Source organism: Limnobacter sp. MED105 (assembly GCF_000170915.1).
GTDB lineage: Bacteria > Pseudomonadota > Gammaproteobacteria > Burkholderiales > Burkholderiaceae_B > Limnobacter.
The window spans coordinates 17,343-36,588 of record NZ_ABCT01000014.1 but is presented as its reverse complement, the minus strand read 5'-3'; the positions used below and the strand labels follow the sequence as shown (position 1 = coordinate 36,588).

Annotated in this window: 19 protein-coding genes; 11 read left to right on the top strand and 8 right to left on the bottom strand. The window is 53.6% G+C overall.

Annotation, left to right across the window (positions count from 1 at the left end):
* Positions 1 to 9: 9 nt before the first annotated feature.
* From hemW to dinB, 4 genes are read right to left on the bottom strand one after another with little or no spacing between them, the layout of a single operon-like run.
* Complete coding sequence (gene hemW, locus LMED105_RS12370) at positions 10 to 1,281, bottom strand: radical SAM family heme chaperone HemW (RefSeq protein WP_083797205.1); 1,272 nt, start codon at positions 1,279 to 1,281, stop codon at positions 10 to 12.
* Positions 1,282 to 1,320: 39 nt separating this feature from the next.
* Positions 1,321 to 1,950 carry an RdgB/HAM1 family non-canonical purine NTP pyrophosphatase gene (rdgB, locus tag LMED105_RS12365; protein WP_008251800.1) on the bottom strand — a complete coding sequence of 210 codons (630 nt, stop codon included), beginning with the start codon at positions 1,948 to 1,950 and terminating at the stop codon, positions 1,321 to 1,323.
* A 24-nt stretch (positions 1,951 to 1,974) separates the two neighbouring features.
* Positions 1,975 to 2,706, bottom strand: coding sequence for a ribonuclease PH (gene rph, locus LMED105_RS12360; RefSeq protein WP_008251799.1), 732 nt, complete (start codon positions 2,704 to 2,706; stop codon positions 1,975 to 1,977).
* Between the two features lie 38 nt (positions 2,707 to 2,744).
* Positions 2,745 to 3,923, bottom strand: a complete 1,179-nt coding sequence (dinB, locus tag LMED105_RS12355) for a DNA polymerase IV (protein ID WP_040513426.1) — start codon at positions 3,921 to 3,923, stop codon at positions 2,745 to 2,747.
* A gap of 71 nt (positions 3,924 to 3,994) precedes the next feature.
* On the opposite strand from dinB, the gene LMED105_RS12350 reads away from it, so the two are divergent.
* The 8 genes from LMED105_RS12350 (at position 3,995) to LMED105_RS12315 (ending at position 11,141) form a co-directional block, all read left to right on the top strand.
* Complete coding sequence (locus LMED105_RS12350; RefSeq protein WP_008251797.1) at positions 3,995 to 4,924, top strand: YicC/YloC family endoribonuclease; 930 nt, start codon at positions 3,995 to 3,997, stop codon at positions 4,922 to 4,924.
* Between the two features lie 81 nt (positions 4,925 to 5,005).
* Positions 5,006 to 5,908 carry a hypothetical protein gene (locus tag LMED105_RS12345; protein ID WP_040513406.1) on the top strand — a complete coding sequence of 301 codons (903 nt, stop codon included), beginning with the start codon at positions 5,006 to 5,008 and terminating at the stop codon, positions 5,906 to 5,908.
* Between the two features lie 70 nt (positions 5,909 to 5,978).
* Positions 5,979 to 6,626: a guanylate kinase gene (gene gmk, locus LMED105_RS12340; protein ID WP_008251795.1), complete on the top strand. Its 648-nt coding sequence runs from the start codon at positions 5,979 to 5,981 to the stop codon at positions 6,624 to 6,626.
* Positions 6,627 to 6,635: 9 nt separating this feature from the next.
* Complete coding sequence (rpoZ, locus tag LMED105_RS12335; RefSeq protein ID WP_008251793.1) at positions 6,636 to 6,842, top strand: DNA-directed RNA polymerase subunit omega; 207 nt, start codon at positions 6,636 to 6,638, stop codon at positions 6,840 to 6,842.
* 116 nt (positions 6,843 to 6,958) lie between these two features.
* The gene (minC, locus tag LMED105_RS12330; protein ID WP_008251791.1) at positions 6,959 to 7,771 is read left to right on the top strand and encodes a septum site-determining protein MinC; all 813 of its coding nucleotides are present in this window, start codon (positions 6,959 to 6,961) and stop codon (positions 7,769 to 7,771) included.
* A 10-nt stretch (positions 7,772 to 7,781) separates the two neighbouring features.
* Positions 7,782 to 8,594: a septum site-determining protein MinD gene (minD, locus tag LMED105_RS12325; RefSeq protein WP_008251789.1), complete on the top strand. Its 813-nt coding sequence runs from the start codon at positions 7,782 to 7,784 to the stop codon at positions 8,592 to 8,594.
* A 4-nt stretch (positions 8,595 to 8,598) separates the two neighbouring features.
* Complete coding sequence (gene minE / locus LMED105_RS12320; RefSeq protein ID WP_008251787.1) at positions 8,599 to 8,853, top strand: cell division topological specificity factor MinE; 255 nt, start codon at positions 8,599 to 8,601, stop codon at positions 8,851 to 8,853.
* A 59-nt stretch (positions 8,854 to 8,912) separates the two neighbouring features.
* Complete coding sequence (locus LMED105_RS12315) at positions 8,913 to 11,141, top strand: bifunctional (p)ppGpp synthetase/guanosine-3',5'-bis(diphosphate) 3'-pyrophosphohydrolase (RefSeq protein WP_008251785.1); 2,229 nt, start codon at positions 8,913 to 8,915, stop codon at positions 11,139 to 11,141.
* A gap of 554 nt (positions 11,142 to 11,695) precedes the next feature.
* Here the strand turns inward: LMED105_RS12315 and greB are convergent.
* Positions 11,696 to 12,253, bottom strand: coding sequence for a transcription elongation factor GreB (greB, locus tag LMED105_RS12310; protein WP_008251783.1), 558 nt, complete (start codon positions 12,251 to 12,253; stop codon positions 11,696 to 11,698).
* A gap of 102 nt (positions 12,254 to 12,355) precedes the next feature.
* Between greB and LMED105_RS12305 the strand changes: the two genes are divergently transcribed.
* Positions 12,356 to 14,074 carry an EAL domain-containing protein gene (locus tag LMED105_RS12305; RefSeq protein WP_008251781.1) on the top strand — a complete coding sequence of 573 codons (1,719 nt, stop codon included), beginning with the start codon at positions 12,356 to 12,358 and terminating at the stop codon, positions 14,072 to 14,074.
* Between the two features lies 1 nt (position 14,075).
* Here the strand turns inward: LMED105_RS12305 and LMED105_RS12300 are convergent, their stop codons facing one another.
* The 3 genes from LMED105_RS12300 to LMED105_RS12290 are packed head-to-tail and all read right to left on the bottom strand — an operon-like array spanning position 14,076 to position 16,818.
* Entirely contained in the window at positions 14,076 to 15,215 is a 1,140-nt protein-coding gene (locus LMED105_RS12300) for a chemotaxis response regulator protein-glutamate methylesterase (protein ID WP_008251779.1), read from the bottom strand.
* Between the two features lie 11 nt (positions 15,216 to 15,226).
* Complete coding sequence (locus tag LMED105_RS12295; protein ID WP_008251774.1) at positions 15,227 to 15,829, bottom strand: chemotaxis protein CheD; 603 nt, start codon at positions 15,827 to 15,829, stop codon at positions 15,227 to 15,229.
* Entirely contained in the window at positions 15,826 to 16,818 is a 993-nt protein-coding gene (locus LMED105_RS12290; RefSeq protein ID WP_008251773.1) for a CheR family methyltransferase, read from the bottom strand. Before LMED105_RS12290 ends, LMED105_RS12295 begins: the two co-directional genes overlap by 4 nt.
* 180 nt (positions 16,819 to 16,998) lie before the next feature.
* Between LMED105_RS12290 and LMED105_RS12285 the strand changes: the two genes are divergently transcribed.
* Together LMED105_RS12285 and LMED105_RS12280 are read left to right on the top strand one after the other, a co-directional pair.
* Complete coding sequence (locus LMED105_RS12285; protein ID WP_008251772.1) at positions 16,999 to 18,537, top strand: ATP-binding protein; 1,539 nt, start codon at positions 16,999 to 17,001, stop codon at positions 18,535 to 18,537.
* On the top strand, positions 18,530 to 19,159 hold the full coding sequence (locus LMED105_RS12280) for a response regulator transcription factor (protein WP_008251771.1): 630 nt from the start codon (positions 18,530 to 18,532) through the stop codon (positions 19,157 to 19,159). Before LMED105_RS12285 ends, LMED105_RS12280 begins: the two co-directional genes overlap by 8 nt.
* Positions 19,160 to 19,246: the final 87 nt, after the last annotated feature.

Here is a 19,246-nt window from a genome sequence, read left to right as displayed (position 1 = left end):
GCCTGCAACTTAGCCGGCCAAGAACATTTCCTGAAGGTCATTGAGAAAACGAAAGCCCAATTCAGTCGGCTTGAACAGGCCAGGTTGGGTTTCAATCAAGCCTTTCGTCAAGGCCTGTTTCAAAGGCTTTTGCAAATCACTCAAAGGCCGACCACAACGTTCTACAAACCAGCTTTCGGGTACACCATCGATTAAGCGCAAGGCGTTGAGCATGAACTCGAATGGCAACTCTTTCACGGCCAGGGTGCGCACCTCCAGCGGTTGCGCAGCGCCCTCCATTTCTTCCATGTAAGCCATGGGGTTGCGATGGCGGGTTTCCCGTTCAATACGGTTTGGGTAGCTGATTTTTGCATGCGCGCCTGCACCAATGCCCAAATAATCACCAAAACCCCAGTAATTAAGATTGTGCTGGCAACGGTGGCCAGGCTTGGCAAATGCTGAAATTTCATATTGCTCAAAGCCTGCAGACTTGGCAGCCTTGTGAACAGCCTCTTCAATATCGATCAAAGTGTCGTCATCGGGCAAAGGCGGCGGCTTTGCTGCAAACAGGGTGTTGGGTTCCATGGTCAACTGGTACAGACTAAGGTGGGTGCTGTTCAGCGCCACGGCCTGTGCCACATCGGCCAGGGCCTGCTCCACATTTTGATTGGGCAAGGCGTACATCAAATCGATATTCACTTCCTCAAACAAGGCGACCGCACTGCTTACAGCGGCAAGGGCCTGATGACTGTTGTGAACCCTGCCCAGGGCTTTCAAATGCGAGTCTGAAAAACTTTGCACACCGATCGACAAGCGGTTCACCCCTGCCTTTCGAAACCCTTCAAACCGCGCTTGCTCGAAAGTTCCGGGGTTGGCTTCCATGGTAATTTCACCGCTTTGCGGCATACCCAACCGCGCACGTACTGCACCCAGCAATTCATCGATCAGTTCAGGCGCAAACAAGGAAGGTGTGCCACCGCCAATGAAAATTGAGTAAAGCTTGCGCCCCCAAATTTTGGGCAATTGCTGATCCAGGTCTGCAATAAGGGCATTGAGGTAACGGCGTTGCAAATCGAGTGGTAAGGATTCCGCAAAGCCCTGCTCGCCCGAGGCTACCAGCGGAACACCCACTTCACGCAGCTTGCTTTCCGGGGCCAAGTGGCTGTTGAAATCGCAATACGGGCATTTGCGTACGCACCAAGGCAGGTGAATATAAAGGGCCAAAGGCGGCATGGCCGCAAAACGGAGTTCACTGGGCATGAAGACACGGCCCACCAGGTTGTTGGCCGTGGTGGAGCTCATGAATACCGCCCCCTCTTTTTTGTCCTCGCCCTGTTCCAATTAAACATTCGCCTTCTTCAAATCCAGGCGCTGCTGCAATTCCTGTAACAGGGCTTGGGTGGCCTGTGCCCGGTGACTGAATTTGTTTTTCAATTCCTTGGGCATTTGCGCAGCTGTGCACTGGTGTTCGGGCAGCCAAAAAAGGGGGTCATACCCGAAACCATGATCACCTTGCGGCACATCAATTACTTCACCCCACCACATTTTTTGGGCAATCGTAGGTGTAGGGTCATCTGCATGGGCCACCCACACCATGGCGCACACGAAATAAGCGCGTCGGTCTTCAATACCCTTTAATTTTTCAACCAGGCAAGCGTTGTTGTTGGCATCGCTTTTTTCTTGCCCAAACAAGGTGGCATAGCGAGCCGACAACACGCCCGGCGCACCCGCTATGGCCGGCACACACAAACCCGAATCATCGGCCAGCGCGGGGCGGCCAGTCAGCCGGCTGGCGTGCCGCGCCTTGGTCAGCGCATTCTCAACAAATGTGTGAAAAGGTTCTTCGGCGTCGGGAACACCCAACTCACCTTGAGCAAGCCAATTCACGCCCCAAGGGGCAAACAGATCTTGAAATTCCCGCAGTTTGCCCTTGTTACCGCTGGCCAATACCCATTCGCTGTTTGATGCCATTGCTTTGCAGTCCAACGTTAATTTTTATGCCAATAAGGCGGCTTTCTGTAAACGAACCAGCTCAATGATCCCGGCTGCCGCGGAATCTAGCATGCCATTTAGTTCTTCGCGGCTAAACGCATCGCCCTCGGCTGTGCCCTGCACTTCAACAAAGCCGCCTTTCTCGGTCATCACCACGTTCAGGTCAGTTTCACAGGTGGAGTCTTCGTCGTAATTCAAATCGAGCACCACCTGGCCATTGACCACGCCCACCGAAACCGCCGCAACAAACTGCTTGATGGGGTTTTCAGGCAATGCACCATTGGCGATCAGTTTGCCGATTGCATCGGCCACGGCCACCATGGCACCAGTAATGGATGCGGTGCGTGTGCCGCCATCGGCCTGAATCACATCGCAATCAATTTTCAGGGTACGTTCGCCCAACTTGTTCAAATCAACTGCTGCGCGCAGGGCACGGCCAATCAAGCGCTGAATTTCTTGCGTGCGTCCACTTTGCTTGCCACGTGCGGCTTCGCGATCCATTCGGGAGTGGGTGGAACGGGGCAACATACCGTACTCGGCGGTCAACCAACCCTGGTTTTTTCCTTTCAAAAAGCCGGGCACTTTGTCTTCAACACTGCAGGTGCACAGCACATGGGTATCGCCAAAACGCACCATGACCGAACCCTCTGCATGCTTGGTGTAATTGCGCTCCAGGCTGATGTTGCGTAATGCGCGTGGGTTTCGTCCATCGGGGCGGGCTTGGGTGGCATTCATTCAAATTCTCCAGTACGTGTCCATGTGTCGTGCACGCATTATGGCGCATCTTCCAGGTCGAGAAACAATTGGGTCGACCCTTTAGGCACTGCATCTGCAGGCGTAATCAAATGGCTGGCTTTGATACCCAACAAGCGGATGGTTGAGCGTGATCCTTTTTCCTCGAAAGGAATTTTTTTCAAACAGGCTCGCGCGGCTTGAAGAATTTCTTCAGCAGAACCCACAGTCAAACCCGTGGTTGTATCGCGCGTCAGCGATTTGAAATCAGCAAAGCGCACCTTCACGCCGATGGTTTTTGCGAGCCGCTGTTTGCGGGCCAGGTCTTGAGCAAGCCTGTCAGCAAGGTGTAGCAATACTTGTGTCAAGTTGTCGCGCTGCCTGCGTACATGCATGTCATTCTCAAACGTGGTTTCACGGCTGATGCTTTTCGGCTCTGAATACAAAGTGACTTCCCGGCGATCAATTCCATGCGCACTTTCATGCATCCACAGCCCATAACTTTCACCGAAACGTTCCCGAAGCAACTCAACCGGCTGCGCGGCCAGTTCAGCAATACTGTTCACCCCCATCGCCTTCAGTTTTTCCTGGGCCTTGGGCCCCACCCCGTTGATTTTGCCCACGGGAAGCGGCCAGATTATTTCCTGAAACTGATCGGGGCGCACCACGCTCAAGCCGTTTGGCTTTTGCAGGTCTGAACAAATTTTCGAGGTCAACTTGTTTTCCGACAGCCCCACGGAACAGGTCATGCCACCGGTGGCGTCGGTGACAGCCGCCTTCAGGCGCTGGGCCAGCGCGACGGCTGCCTCAAAATCACCCCCGGTTTCATCGGTCAAATCAATGTAAATTTCATCGATGCCACGGTCTTCCACGTTGGGGGCCAATTCCCGCACGGCGGTCTTGAATTGCCTCGAAAGGGTTTTGTACCAGTCGAAATCTGCGGGAAGCAACACCGCATGGGGCGCCAGCTTGGCGGCCTTCATGGTGGGCATGGCCGAGTGCAAACCCAATGCGCGCGCTTCGTAATTGGCGGTGGTTAAAACGCCCCTGCCCTCGTACTGTGCCAGTGTTGGAAATTGCTGACCGGGCAGCGGCTGCATGCCCCGGCGACCACCCACGGCCACTGGCAAACCCCGCAAGGCCGGGTTGCGCACCAATTCAGCATTGGCGTAGAAGGCATCCATGTCCAGATGGGCAATGATTCGACCCGACAAAAACACCCCCACAGAAAACAAGCACCAGCCCAGAGTTTACAATCCATGCACCACCGACAATCACGCACAGGCCGCAAATGAGCAAGGACAGCAAAAACACCGCCGCAGTACACAGCATGACAGGCTTTGCCAATGCACAAAGTACCACCCGTGCAGGCACATTGAGCATGGAGTTGCGCAGCGTCAATTCCCGTTTTCTGGACCTGAACTTTCGCATGGCCGACGACCTGCGCATGGTGGAACCCCTGATTCGCGAAAAACTGATGAATGCGCTAAGCCGCGGTAAAGTGGAATGCCGAATTTCCTGGGGGCGTGCAGAAGGCGAGAAACGGATTCCAAAGGTTGATCTGGAACAGGTGAAACAACTGGCCGACCTGGAGGCCAGCATTCAAAGCGCCTTGCCCAAAGCCAACGGTTTTCGCATAACCGAGGTGTTGAACTGGCCTGGCGTGGTGGAAGACAACAGCTTGAGTGGCGAGGAACTGCAAGAGACGATTTCAACCCTCTGCGACCAGGCGATTGATGCCCTGAAGCAAAGCCGCGAACGTGAGGGTGCTGGCCTCGCGGCAGTGTTGTTGGAGAAAGTGGATGGCATGGAAGCGATTGTCAACAGCCTGCTGCCCATGTTGCCGCAATTTTTGGCCCACTACGAAGGCAAGATTCGGGAACGCATGACCGAGGCCTTCGACAAAATCATTTCCGACAAAGCCAGCCACCTGACGGTGGAAGACCTTGAAGAACGCATCAAACACGAAGTGGCCCTGCACAGCGTGCGCATTGACGTGAAAGAAGAAGTAGAGCGACTACAAACGCACTTTACTGAGGTGCGTCGCATTCTGAAAAAAGGCGGGGTGATTGGCAAACGGCTGGATTTTGTCACCCAGGAATTGAACCGCGAAGCCAATACGTTGGGCAGCAAAGCTCACGCCATTGCGCAAACCCAAGCCAGCATTGACCTGAAAGTGCTGGTGGAGCAGTTCCGCGAGCAAGTTCAGAATATTGAATAAACCCTGAATTCTGGATTGAACTGAACCAATCTGAATACTTGGGCACCCAATCGAACTTATCCTTGTTCGAGACCCTGCCCAATGACTTCTCCGATCTCCTTTCTCAATCAGCTCCTGAAACACGTGCTACCTCAGGCAGCCACAGACTCGCGCATTGCTGGTCTGCTTTTGGTCGCCAAGGGACAATCAATGGCTGGGCAGGCCTTGTTGTGCCACCCCACTTTGCGCCTGCAACGCAGCGAGCTCGCGCAATATCGTGTTGGCCAGGAAAAACTGGCCAATATGGACCTGATCAAAAGTGGACGATTGGAGTACGGCAACTCCAGCCAAGGGGAAATACCGAAAGTCAAAGTGGGCGAGCAATACAAGTTTGAAAACGAGTTGTCCATTCAGGAACGGATCGAGGTACTTTCCGCCCCACAAACCTTGCCAAACGCGCCCCAAGATGGCCTGCAAGCACTACCGGTCAGTGCAGCTGAGCGCTGCGTGCTTCGTGACTACATTGCAACAGACGGGTATTCACAAGCCATGAACGAGTTTTTGCGTGGGGAGTTCAAAGGCGCACCACAACTGCACTCGGACCTGCGAGAACGCAGCCTGATACTGATCAGTTTTTTGAATGCATTGCCGGTGCAGTCTGCGCAGGCACAACACAACCTGAACCCAAAATCGCTCATGTTTCAGGCCTTGCTGGACGCTGCAAAGACAGGAAGGCCCTTTGTACCCGACCACTTTTTAAGCATGAGCAAGCGCGATGACGCGTCAACTCCACTGATTCCGAGCGTATTTGGTGCGGTCAGCTGTATCGTTCAATCCGAGCTGGCCAAAGACATTTCCGTGTCGAACGCCCTGTTGCCCAATGAGCGGGAATTGATCGCCGCCCCCATTTCCAGTTACAAGGTCAGCAAAGGAAGTGGATTCGGCGATGAAACTTCGGCAAAACCCTGGTTTGTTTTGACTGAACATGCCAAGCCCTCTGAATAAGCACTCAACATGGCGAGTCATCGGGAAATCCCATAGAATCACGGCTTGTTGATCTTTGTTCGAGCGCTTCATGACCGCCTTGGCCCAACCCCAGCACACGCCACAGTATTCCGGCAGCCTGTTCATTGTCAGCGCCCCATCTGGCGCTGGCAAATCGTCGCTGGTGAAAGCGCTTCTGGCTGAGGTTCAGGGCATTGGTTTGTCCATTTCCAACACCACTCGCAACGCCCGCCCTGGCGAGGTGGACGGCAAGGACTATCATTTCATCTCCCAGCCCGAATTCGAAGCCATCCGCGATCAAGATGGATTTCTGGAATGGGCCCACGTACACGGCAACTATTACGGCACCTCCCGAGCTTGGGTCGAAGGGCAAATGTCGATTGATCGCGACGTTCTGCTGGAAATCGACTGGCAAGGTGCCGAGCAAGTGGTACGGAAGGTAGAGAACGTGGTGTCCATCTTTATTCTTCCACCCAGCATGGAGGAGCTAGAAAAAAGGCTGCGTGGACGTGGCACCGACAGCGAAGAAGTCATTTTGAAGCGAATGGGTGCCGCACAACTCGAGATCGAGCAAGCGAGGCGCTTTGATTATGTTATCCTTAACGATGATTTCACACAGGCTCTTTTGGAGCTGAAATCGATCGTCTTCGCATCCCGTTGCCGTTTCAATCAGCAAATGGCGCGCCACGGGGCGCAACTCAAAAGTATTGGACTGTAAGGACACCAGATGGCCCGCATCACCGTTGAAGATTGCTTGAAAAAGATCCCTAACCGTTTCGACATGGCCCTGTGCGCCACTTACCGCGCTCGCATGCTGGCCCAAGGCCACACTCCCAAAGTCAAGTCCGACAAGGACAAGCCCACTGTGACCGCCCTGCGTGAAATTGCAGCCGGTGAAATCGGCATCGAAATGCTGAAACGCGTGCCCATCTAAATCGGGCAATTGCGCATTCAAAAAAGCCCGAGACCGGCATACGGCTCGGGCTTTGTTCGTAAAATTGACCGAAAACCAAGCTGGCTGAAACTCAGAATTTCCGGACCCCGATTACCTTGAACAAACCTTCCTCAGCACCGCTGGACATCAAATTCGCCAAAATCAAGGCGGTGACATTCGCTTTGCGCCCCGCGCCGCTGCAAGAAAGCCTTGAAGCCTTGAAGAAGCGTTTGGGCCCAACACCCGGCGTGTACTCCGCTGAGCCCGCTGTGCTCGACTTTTCTGGCTGGAACGATACCGAACTGGCCGAGCATGGCATCGAATTGAAAACCTACGCAGAAATGCTGAGGGCTGCTGGCGTGCTGTTGGCTGAGGTGCGTGGCCAAAGCGAAGCCCTTGAAGCGCAAGCAGAAGAGCTGGGCATTCGTTTCGAAACGGGCCAGACAGAGCAGCTTGAACCTGAGCCACAGCCGCAACCAGAAAAAACTGAACAAGCCGCCCAGGCCGTACAAGCTGAATTGCTCGAAACCGATTCCGAGCAGGCCAGTCACCCCGCTGTACCCAGTTTCGACAACGCCCGCCGAACCATGGTGATTGATCAATCAGTTCGCAGTGGACAGAAAATTTATGCCCAAGGGGCTGACTTGATCGTGATGGGTCAGGTGTCAGCCGGCGCCGAAGTCATCGCCGATGGCAATGTGCACGTTTACGGAGTGTTGCGTGGTCGCGCCTTGGCGGGCGCCGCAGGCGATACCCAAGCCAGAATCATCTCCACTTGTTTCGAAGCGGAACTGGTGGCCGTTGCTGGTTACTACTTAACTTTCGAAGGCGGCTTTCCCGAGGAAAACCGCTCCAAACCCACATTAATTCATCTTGACCATGGCACTGAGCCGGCAGTATTGCGACTCGAAGCCATCAACATCCGCTAGGAGACCATTTGTGAGTCGAGTCATTGTTGTTACATCCGGTAAGGGTGGCGTTGGTAAAACTACCACCAGCGCAAGTTTTTCTGCAGGCCTGGCCCTGCGTGGTTTTAAAACAGTGGTCATCGACTTTGACGTGGGTTTGCGAAACCTCGACCTGATCATGGGTTGCGAACGCCGGGTGGTCTACGACCTGGTCAACGTTATTAATGGCGAGGCGAGCCTGCAGCAAACCCTAATTAAAGACAAACACTGCCCCATGTTGTCGATTCTTCCCGCCTCGCAAACACGCGACAAAGACGCTTTGACCGAGGAAGGCGTGGAAAAGGTGATCAAAGACCTGATCGAGATGGGTTTCGAGTACATTGTGTGCGACAGCCCGGCTGGCATTGAGCGTGGCGCCGTGATGGCCCTGACCTTCGCCGACGAAGCCATTGTGGTGACCAACCCCGAAGTGTCTTCAGTTCGTGACTCCGACCGAATCATTGGCATTTTGCAAGCAAAAAGCAAACGCGCCAAAGAAGGCGGCGAGCCTGTGAAAGAACACTTGTTGATTACGCGTTACTCAGCCAAGCGCGCCGCAGACGGCGAAATGCTGAGCTACACCGACGTGGCCGACCTGCTGCGCGTGCCTTTACTCGGTGTGATTCCTGAAAGTGAGACCGTGTTGCAGGCTTCCAACCAGGGCATGCCGGTGATTCATGCCGAGGAAAACGACGCAGCCTTGGCCTACCAAGATTGCATTTCACGCTTCCTCGGTGAAACCAAACCCTTGCGATTCGTAGACTATGAAAAGCCCAGTCTGCTGAAGCGTTTGTTCGGAGGTTAAGGCCATGTCACTACTGAGCATGTTGTTTGGCGAAAAGAAAAAATCGGCCAATGTTGCAAAAGAACGACTGTCTTTGATCATTGCGCGCGAGCGTATAGACCAGGATGGACCCGACTTTTTGCCCCAAATGCGGGACGAATTGATGCAGGTGATCGCAAAATACGTCAAGATTGATCAGGAAGACGTGAAGTTTAACCTTCAAAAACAAGGCAATATGGAGATGTTGGAAGTCAATATCGTCTTGCCGGACCAGAAGTAAGACTGCACAATAGAAGATCGTAGTTTTAGTTGTAACAGTGGTACAAAATGCGGGGGGCAATGCAAGCCAGAGAACTTCAACCTGAGCCAAACCGACCCGATGTGGTCTCTATCGCACAGCTTATCGGACTAGCCTCGACTTATTTGCCCGAGGCTGAGATTCGGCGCGTTCGCGAGGCTTACAAGTTTTCTGACGTTGCGCACCTGGGGCAGTTTCGAGCCACAGGTGAGCCTTACGTAACCCACCCCATCGCTGTGGCTGAGCTTTGTGCCAGCTGGCGCCTGGACAGCCAGGCGATTCAAGCAGCCCTCCTTCACGATGTGATGGAGGATTCTGGCACCACCAAGGAAGACCTGATCGAGCGCTTTGGCGGTTCGGTGGCCGACTTGGTGGACGGGCTTTCCAAGCTCGACAAGATGGAGTTTTCTTCGCGGGAAGAGGCCCAAGCCGAAAACTTCCGCAAAATGCTGCTGGCCATGGCCCGCGACTTGCGCGTCATTCTGGTGAAGTTGGCCGACCGTTTGCACAACATGCGAACGCTCGACATCATGAGCCCCGCCAAGAAACGCCGCATTGCGCTTGAAACCCTCGAAATTTATGCCCCAATTGCCCACCGACTGGGCTTGAATGAAATTTTCCGTGAACTGCAAGAACTCAGCTTTCAGCATGCTTACCCCATGCGCTATGAAGTACTGAAAAAAGCGGTACTGGCTGCGCGCGGCAATCGCCGCGAGGTGGTGGGCAAAATTCTGGAAGCGGTTGAAAAGTGCCTGAGCGACGCCAATATTGAGTGCCAGGTGTATGGCCGCGAAAAAGCCCTGTACGGCATTTACCGCAAAATGATTGAAAAACGCCTGAGCTTCTCTCAGGTGCTGGACGTGTATGGTTTCCGCGTGGTGGTCAAAGACATGCCCGGTTGCTACATGGCCATGGGCATGCTGCACCAGTTGTTCAAGCCGGTTCCCGGCAAATTCAAAGACTACATTGCCATTCCAAAACTGAACGGCTACCAAAGCTTGCACACCACCCTGCTGGGCCCATACGGCACACCGGTAGAGTTTCAAATTCGCACCGAAGAAATGCACCAGGTGGCCGAAAAAGGCGTGGCTTCGCATTGGCTGTACAAGGGCGAAGGCGAGGCATTGAATACCATTCAAACGCAAACCCACCGCCTGCTGCAAAGCCTGCTCGACATTCAAAACCAAACCGGCGATTCAGCCGAGTTTTTAGAGCACATCAAGGTAGACCTGTTCCCTGACGCGGTTTATGTGTTCACGCCCAACGGCAAAATCATGAGCCTGCCCCGTGGTGCAACGGTGGTCGATTTCGCCTACGCCGTGCACACCGATGTGGGCAATCACTGTGTTGCTGCACGGGTGAACCAGGTGATCGAACCCCTGCGTACCATTCTGAAAAGTGGCGATGTGGTCGAGATTATTACCGCTCCCCACAGCCGCCCCAACCCTGTTTGGCTGGGCTTTGTGCGCTCGGGAAAGGCACGCTCCGAGATTCGGCACTATTTAAAGTCAATGAACCTTGAGGAAACCGTGCGCTTGGGCAGCAGGTTGCTGGAGCAGGCACTTGAGGCGGACCAAATCAAACTGGAGCACTTAAGCAACGAGGTTTGGGACCGCTTGCAAAAAGATTCGCAAGTCAGCACTCGGGATGAACTGCTGGCAGACATTGGCGCTGGCCGCCGTGTGGCGCCGGTTGTCGCTCGCCGTGTACTGATCGCCATGGGTCGTGCAGATGCAAGGGTAGACGCACCTTCTGGCAATGTGGGTGAAGCCCGTGCACCGATCATGATTCACGGTGGAGAAGGCATGTCAGTGCAACGCGCGCCCTGTTGTTTGCCAATTCCTGGCGACAATATTATTGGCTATGTGCGCAAGGGCTCGGGCCTGATTATTCATACCGATGAATGTGAAACAGCCCGCAAGCAGATTCGCAAAGAACCTGAGCGCTGGACCGATGTGCAGTGGTCGCCTGAAATTACAAGACCATTTGATGTGAATGTGGACTTGCAGGCGGTGAACGAGAAAGGCGCGCTGGCTACCATTGCAGCCACTTTGTCAGATGCAGGTGCCAACATCACCAACCTGACGATGAGTGATGAAACGGCTTACCGCAAACTGTTGCATTTCACAATTCAGGTCACTGACCGAGTGCACTTGGCGCGCATTTTGATGGCGCTGCGCAGACTTGAGTACGTGGAACGCGTAACCCGCGTGAAAGGCCGGGCTTTTGCGAAGGTGCGTTTGCCCGTGGCAGACACGGCGACACACTGATCGGCTGGTTTGCTTAGCCCATTCGGTGTGAGTTTCAATCTCCCAGAGCTTCTAAATCGCCCACTCGGCTAGGGTTCCAATCTCTCGCCTGAAAACCTGTATTCCCCTTGCTGAGCCTTGCGATGCCTGAGAACGACCCTCCTAAACTGCGGGTCGGGTTCGTTCTCTGTCGCCCATGCTGGGCAACACCGGCCCTGCTCGGCACGCAAGGGCAGGTTTTCTTGAAGGCGAGGCGATCGAAACACCGCCGCCGATTGGGCGTTGCGCCAGCCATGACTCGGAGCTGAACTTGCAATGGGTCGCACGATGACCAGTCAGAAAACTTGCCGGCTTGGCGCGCCGAGGCAAACGATCGCGCCCTGGCGCGAAAGCCAAGACCCGACCGTTACTTTTGGAGGGCTTGGCTTAGTGCAGGCTCAAGCTGACAAGCCGAAATGCCAAGTTTTCGGGCAGCGGTGACCCTTCAAGTTCAGATCAGAAATCACCCGCGCCGAGTTGGCTAAAAACCCCAGCGGTGACCCTTCAAGTTCAGATCAAAAAGCACACGTACCGGGTCAATCAATCACATACCGCACTTCGACAATCTCAAGCTCATCGCGCCCTGCTGGCGTCATCAGTTGCACAACATCGCCCTCTTTTGCCTTCAACAAAGCGCGGGCCACCGGAGAAATCCAGCTAATGTGCCCCTTGGCGGTGTCCACTTCATCGACCCCCACAATTTTCACAGTCAGCTCTTCACCCTTTGAATTAATGTAGGTGACCGTAGCACCGAAGAAAATACTCTCAAGTTCTTGCTGTGTGGCTGGGTCAACTACCTCTGCGATCTCAGTGCGCTTGGTGAGGAAACGAATACGACGATCAATTTCACGCAGGCGTTTTTTGCCGTACAGGTAATCTCCATTTTCGGATCGATCTCCATTGGATGCTGCCCAGGAGACGACCGACACCACCTCGGGTCGCTCGGTTTTCACAAGGTGGGTGAGTTCGTCGCGCAAACGGCGATAGCCTTTTGGCGTGATGTAATTTTTCAAGCCCTGGGGCAAAGCCGGGCCCGCGTCGGGACCATCGTCCTCAAATTCTGAATCGTTTTCTTTCGTGAAAGCCTTGCTCATGTCTTTTCTCGTGAATTGCCCGACTAGACAGCCTCTGCAGAAGTGTGCAGGATACAGGAAAGCGGTCGTTTCTTTGCCAATAACACCATCATAAAACCTTCAATGACGATAGAACAGGAAGCGCCCAGAATCATTGTTGTCGACGACAGCGACGATGACTTTTTACTGATCAAGCGGCAGCTGACCAAAACCTGGAACACAGCCATTGTCCGGCACGCCCACAGCGAGGAGACGCTGAAAACAACGCTGGAAGACATCGAACCAGACCTGGTGATTTGCGACTATTCCATGCCGCAACTGACGCACGAGAGAGCCATTGAAATGGTTCAGACCATGCGACCCGACACGCCGATGATCCTGCTCTCGGGATTGGCCAACGATGCCTTGGGCGTGCAAGCCATGCACGAGGGTGTGCGGGATTATGTCGAGAAGTCCAAACCCGAGCGGCTGATTCCTGCCGTACGCCGGGAGATACACACCCACAGGCTTCGCCGTGAAAAACTGCTGCTTGAGCAGGCCCACAGGCGTGCTGTGTATTTTGATGCAGGCACCGGGTTTTTGAACCGCCAAGGTTTGGTAAAAACTTTATCGGGGTTGAGCACGAATTCTGGCGATGACAACGATCTGTGCCTGTTGAGCGTAAATGTGTCGAGAAACCAGGCGCGACGCCCGGAAGTGGACCCACGCATTCGACGCAATATGCTGGAAAAAATTGTGGAGCGAATTCGGGACACGTTCAAGCAGGACATTCTTTGCCGTTGGTCTGACAATGTGCTGGTGGTGTTGACCAACAAGCTGGACTGGAGTGCTGACAGCACCTTGATTGCAGACACCCTGTGCGAATTTGAAGCCAACCTGAATCGTGTATTCACAGTCGACAACATTGCGGTGCGCCCCAATATGCGCTTGGGGCTGGCGCGCCCCGGTGTGCATGGTCAACATGCAGCCGAGTTGGTGACGCATGCGCAGTCGGTGGCCCATGTAATTGAGTCGCGTGGCCTGGAACTTCTGAATGTTCTGGATCCGGAAATTCATGACCTTGCCAAGCGCCGAAAAACCATTGAACTGGGCTTGGCCAAAGGCATTGAAAGCAACGAGCTGGTGCTGGATTTTCAACCCATTGAAGACCTTAAAACAGGTCGTATTTGTGGTCTTGAGGCCCTGGTGAGATGGACCCACCCGGAATTGGGTCGAATCATGCCCAGTGAATTTATCGGTGTTGCCGAGGACTCAGGCTTGATTGATGCTTTGGGTGACTGGGTAATTGAATCAAGCAGCAAGAAAGTTCTGGAACTGCACCAGCAAGGGCACATGCTGTGGTGCGCAGTCAATTGCTCGGCAGGCCAGTTGCTGAATCCGGAGTTTCCGGCCAAAGCCCAACAAACGATTCGAAATGCGGGGCTTGACCCCAAATGGATTGAGTTTGAAGTCACTGAATCTGCGGCGATTGATGACATGACCCGCACGGTGGACGCGCTGAACAAATTGAAAGCACAGGGCTCGCAAATTGCGATGGATGATTTTGGTACCGGCTATGCCTCGCTGAACTACCTGCGCCAACTGCCTGTGGATGTTCTGAAAATCGACAAAAGCTTTGTGATGGATTTGCTGGAGGACAAGAACAGCCACATGATTGTGAAAGCTGTGATTGACCTTGCGCATGCACTTGGCCTGATTGTGCATGCGGAAGGCATTGAGACCGCGGAGCAGCGGGAAAGCCTGATTCAGATGGGCTGCGACAGGCTGCAAGGCTACTGGTTTTCACGCCCGATGGACTTGGACAGCCTGAAAAACTGGTTGGCGAAAGCCGAACGTCTCTGAGTTAAATCCGCACGGCTGAGCGTCCGCCAATTTTCGAGAGATAATCGAGTAAGCGCTTGGCAATCAGGTTCAGTGGCACCACTTCGTCGGCAGCGCCCAAGGCGATTGCTTCCCGTGGCATGCCAAACACCACAGAGCTGGCTTCGTCCTGACAAATGTTGTAGGAGCCGGCTTTTTTCATGTCAGCCATGGCTTGAGCACCGTCCTTACCCATGCCGGTAAGCATGATGCCCACGATATTGCGCGGCGACACTTCCTGCCCCGATTTGAACAACACTTCCACCGAAGGGCGATGACGGTTGACTGGCTCGGAATCAGACAGCTGACAAATGTAATTGGCGCCACTGCGCCCCAACAGCAGGTGTTTGTCGCCAGGCGCAATGTAGGCATGGCCTGGCAATACGCGCTCACCGTGCACTGCTTCTTTTACTGTGATGTTGCACACCTGGTTTAAGCGATCTGCGAAACTTTTGGTAAAACCAGCGGGCATGTGCTGGGTAATCAAAATCGCGGGGCTGTCTTTGGGCAGTTGCTCGAGAATGACTCGTATGGCCTCAGTGCCTCCGGTGGAAGAGCCAATCAACACCAGCTTTTCCGTGGCTGCGAAGCGATTGCCCAGCGCATTGTTGATGGGCACAGGCTTGGCCACTTCTGCTGGCACTACCATTCCAGTCACCGGATCCATTTGTGCTGCAGCGGGCTGCGCGGCTGGTTTGGGTGGCAGGCGGTTCAGGCGAAAACGGGCTGCGTACGCAGCACGAATTTTGTCGGTAATTTCGTTGGCATAGTCGATCATGCCTTGGCTGATGTCCAGTTTGGGTTTAGTCACGAAATCAACTGCTCCAAGTTCAAGGGCGCGAAAGGTTACATCGGTTCCACGCTCGGTCAATGTGGAAACCATCAACACTGGCGTCGGGCGCAAACGCATGATCTTTTCCAGAAACTCAATGCCATCCATTTTCGGCATTTCAATGTCCAGTGTAATCACATCGGGATTGAATTTCTTGATTTGATCCCTGGCGATAAATGGGTCCGGGGCGGTGGCCACGGTTTCCATGTCGCGCTGTGAATTGATGATCTTGCTCATCAGGTTTCGGATCAAGGCCGAATCGTCTACCACCAACACTTTGATTTTGTTCATCTCACTGGCCCTTAGAAAAACACAATGTCGCCATTGACGGGGTCTTTGTTGATCTTTTCGCTGTAGCGCTTTTCCTGCTGCAAGGCGGCTGAGTTGGCACTGGCCACTCGCTCAACACGCACAGCGCTGGTATGGGTATTGAAACGAATACGGCGGCTGTGTGGTCCACCCAAATCGGATGCCACCACTTTGATTTTGTCTTTCTGCAGAAAGTCGATCACGAACTCTGCGTTTCGGCGGCCCACATGCTGTGTGTTCAAAGCACCGGTAATATTGGCGCCACCAAATACCTTGGCACTGAGGTGCTCTCGCTTTGCGCCCATGGTCAACAAGTCATTGATCAGGCATTCCATGGCGTACAGACCGTATCGCAGCGACTTGGTTTTGTCGCCAAGGCTGCGAGCCTCGGAGGGTGAATCGGGTAGCATGAAATGATTCAGTCCTCCGATTTTTCGATGGCTGTCCCACACACATGCAGACACACAAGAGCCCAACAAGGTAGCAATTTCAGCAGGAGCCCATGACACGAAATAATCGCCAGGCATGATGACTTTTTTCACCAGCGAAGGTGAACAGTGTGAGGCAGCAGGAGAGGTTAGCAGCCCAGCGCTCATGCGGTAACCTGACGTGGCTGGCCTTCACCGCCGGCGCCGGTTTTCGCGGCCTTGTCGGTGTTGACGGTGTACACGGTTTTGCCACGCAAGGTGAAATAGTCTCGCGCCATGGCGAAATTCTCGGAGTGACCTGCGTACAACAGACCGTTTGGATTCATCAGGGGAGCAAACCGCTTGAGAATCTGTAGCTGCACGTCTTTCTCAAAATAGATCATGACATTCCGACAGAAGATGGCGTCAAAGCCGGGTCGCAGGGACCAAACATTGTCCATCAGGTTCAGCTTTCTGAATGTCAACAATGCTTGCACCTCGGGGCGTACACGAATCAAGCCCTCACTGTCACCTTTGCCTTTCAGAAAATACTTGCGCAGTATTTCATCCGGAATCTTGTCGACCTGGTCCATGCGGTACACACCTTGTTTGGCATGGTCCAGCACTTTGGTGTCAATGTCGGTGGCCAGAATTCGCACTGGCGGATTCATGCTGTTGAAGGCTTCCATGGCAGTAATGGCCATGGTGTAAGGTTCTTCACCAGTGGAGGCTGCACTGCACCACAATTCGATTCGCGCGTTGCGTGAGAGTGATTGCAACTGCTTTTTCAGAATGTCGAAGTGGTGCGCCTCTCGGTAAAACGAAGTCAGGTTGGTGGTCAGGGAATTGGTGAAGTGCTCCCATTCCGGGTTGCTTGAGTTGGACTCAAGCGCATCCAGATAGGTGGAAAACCGGCTGTGGTTGCAGGCGCGCAAGCGCCGGGCCAAGCGGCTGTACACCATGCTTTGCTTGCTGGGTGCCAGTGAAATTCCTGCGATTTTCAGGATAAGCGCACGTACCCGGGCAAAGTCCTTGTCATTGAATTCAAACTCACGGTCGGCATTGTCATCGCTCAACAAACTGCGATTGACCGCAGCTGCGGCCTGTTTGGCGCCAGCGACGGCGTCGTTGGCGTATTGTGCTTTGGAGAATTCAAATTTCACTGGAGGTCGGTTCATCAGGGCCTTTGTCGCGGGGTTAACACAATTTGGGAGGTGCCCCGACGCGAATGAGTTCTATACCCTGATATGTTCCGATAAGATGAACAAAATAATGCAAGGATTAAAACCTTGAAAGGGCGTTATCTCTCGCTTTGATCCTGCACACAACAATAAAAACCAACAACCAGCGAACAGACAATGAGTGAATCCAGAGGACTACCCCCTTCATTGTTGGACATCAGTAACTTTTCAGACGGTGGATTGAAAGTTCTGGTAGTGGAAGACAATGATTCGGACTTTGAGCTGATGTGTTACCGCCTGAAACAGGGTGGTTTGAAATACACGGCAACGCGGGTAGACCGCATAGAAGACCTGCGAAAATGCCTTGAACACGAAGAATGGCAAGTGGTGATTTCTGATCACAATTTGCCTGGCTTTGGTTCAGAGGAGGCCCTGCGCGTGGTGCGTGATTCGGGGCTGGACATCCCTTTTATTATCGTATCGGGCAGCATTGGTGAACATGTGGCCGTGGAAGCCATGCGCGCCGGTGCCGATGATTATTTGATGAAAGACAAAATGGCGCGCCTGGTGCCAGCGATCGAGCGTTCACTGCGCGCTGCAAATGAACGACGTAGCCTGGCGGCGGCTGAGCTTGCGCAGCGTGAATCCGAGCGACGATTCGCAGCGATTGCCGAAAATATTCCAGGCATTATTTTTCAGATGCAGTCGGGCCCCTCGATGCCTCGACCTACGGTGCCGTTTGTCAGCGAGGGCGTGGTACGCCTGTTTGGTGTCCCACCCAGGCTGTTTCTTGAAAATCCGCATTATTTCTTTGAACAGTTTGAACCCGAAGACGCTGCAACCCTGTTTGAGCAACTGATGGAACCCCCAAAACCCGGAGTGCCGGTAAGCTGGGAGGGTCGAATCAAGAATTACGGCAAACGTGAATCGCGTTGGGTGTACATGAATGCGGTGGCCAAACCGCGCGGCAATGTGTTTGTATGGGATGGCGTGTTGCTCGACATTTCAGATCGCAAACAGGCTGAGGAACGCCTGCAGAATGCCCAGACAGAACTACGATTGGTGACCACTGAATTCGAAAAACGACGTGAGCAGGAACGCGGCGCAATTGCCCGAGAAATTCACGACGACATGGGTGGATCACTGACCAAACTGAAGGCAGATGTAGCGTGGCTAAACAAGAACTTGACGGCCGATTCTGCCATACAGGAAAAGCTGGATGACATGCTGGAGCTGATTGAACATTTGCTGGCCAGCAGTCAGCGGATTGCCAAAGATTTGCGCCCTGGAATTCTGGATTATGGCTTGATCCCTGCCCTGGAGTGGCAGATGAACGACTTTCAGAAGCGCACCCAGATTGAAGGCACCTTTCAGTGCAATGTTGAAGAGCTGGACCTGGACAGCGAGCAAAGCACGGCATTGTTCAGGATTTTGCAGGAGGCCCTGACCAACATTGTGAAACACGCACAGGCCACACGGGTTGACGTGGAACTGTTTGTAACAGAAAGTGAATTAACACTGGAGATTCGTGACAACGGTCGCGGAATCGAGAATACTGATAAATTAAAAGAAACATCGTTCGGCCTTCGTGGCATGCAAGAACGGGTTGCAGCCTTCGAGGGGTGGGTCGATGTCAGCGGATCCTTGGGATCCGGGACAACGGTCATGGTTTCCATACCAAGAAGCATTCAGACAGGTGAGGCGGGAAATGATTAAGGTGCTGCTGGCAGATGACCATGCATTGCTTCGGGGAAGCTTGAAGCAGTTGCTGGACGACACAGGATTTGTACAGGTGGTGGCCCAGGCGGGCGAATATTCGGAAATCATGAAGGCCATGACTTCCCACACAGTTGACCTGGCGATTCTGGACATATCAATGCCTGGCAAAAACGGGGTGGACATTGTCAAGATTCTGAAAGACAAATACCCGGCCCTGAAAATCCTGATGTTGTCGATGCACCCGGAAGATCAATATGCGGTGCGTTGCCTGAAGGCTGGCGCGTCGGGGTATCTGACCAAAAATACAGCCCCTGAAAAACTGGTAGACGCGATTCAGGTGATTGCAGCGGGTCGCAAATACATTACGCCTGAGCTGGCAGAATCGCTGGCCAGCCACCTCACCGAGGACTCTGAGAAACCGCTGCACGCCACGTTGAGTGATCGTGAATTTCAAACCATTCGCATGATTGCTGCGGGTAAGAAACTGAGCGAAATTGCGGATGAACTGTCACTTAGCCCCAAGACTGTGAGCGTGTACCGGGCGCGGATTCTTGAAAAAATGCGCATGAAAACCAATGGTGAACTGACGCGCTATGCGTTGGAGAACGGGCTGATCTAATCGTCTGGTTTATTCACCCATTCGGCGCGATGTTCAATCTCTCGCCTGAAAACCTGTATTTCCCTTTTTGATATTCACCCTGACTCA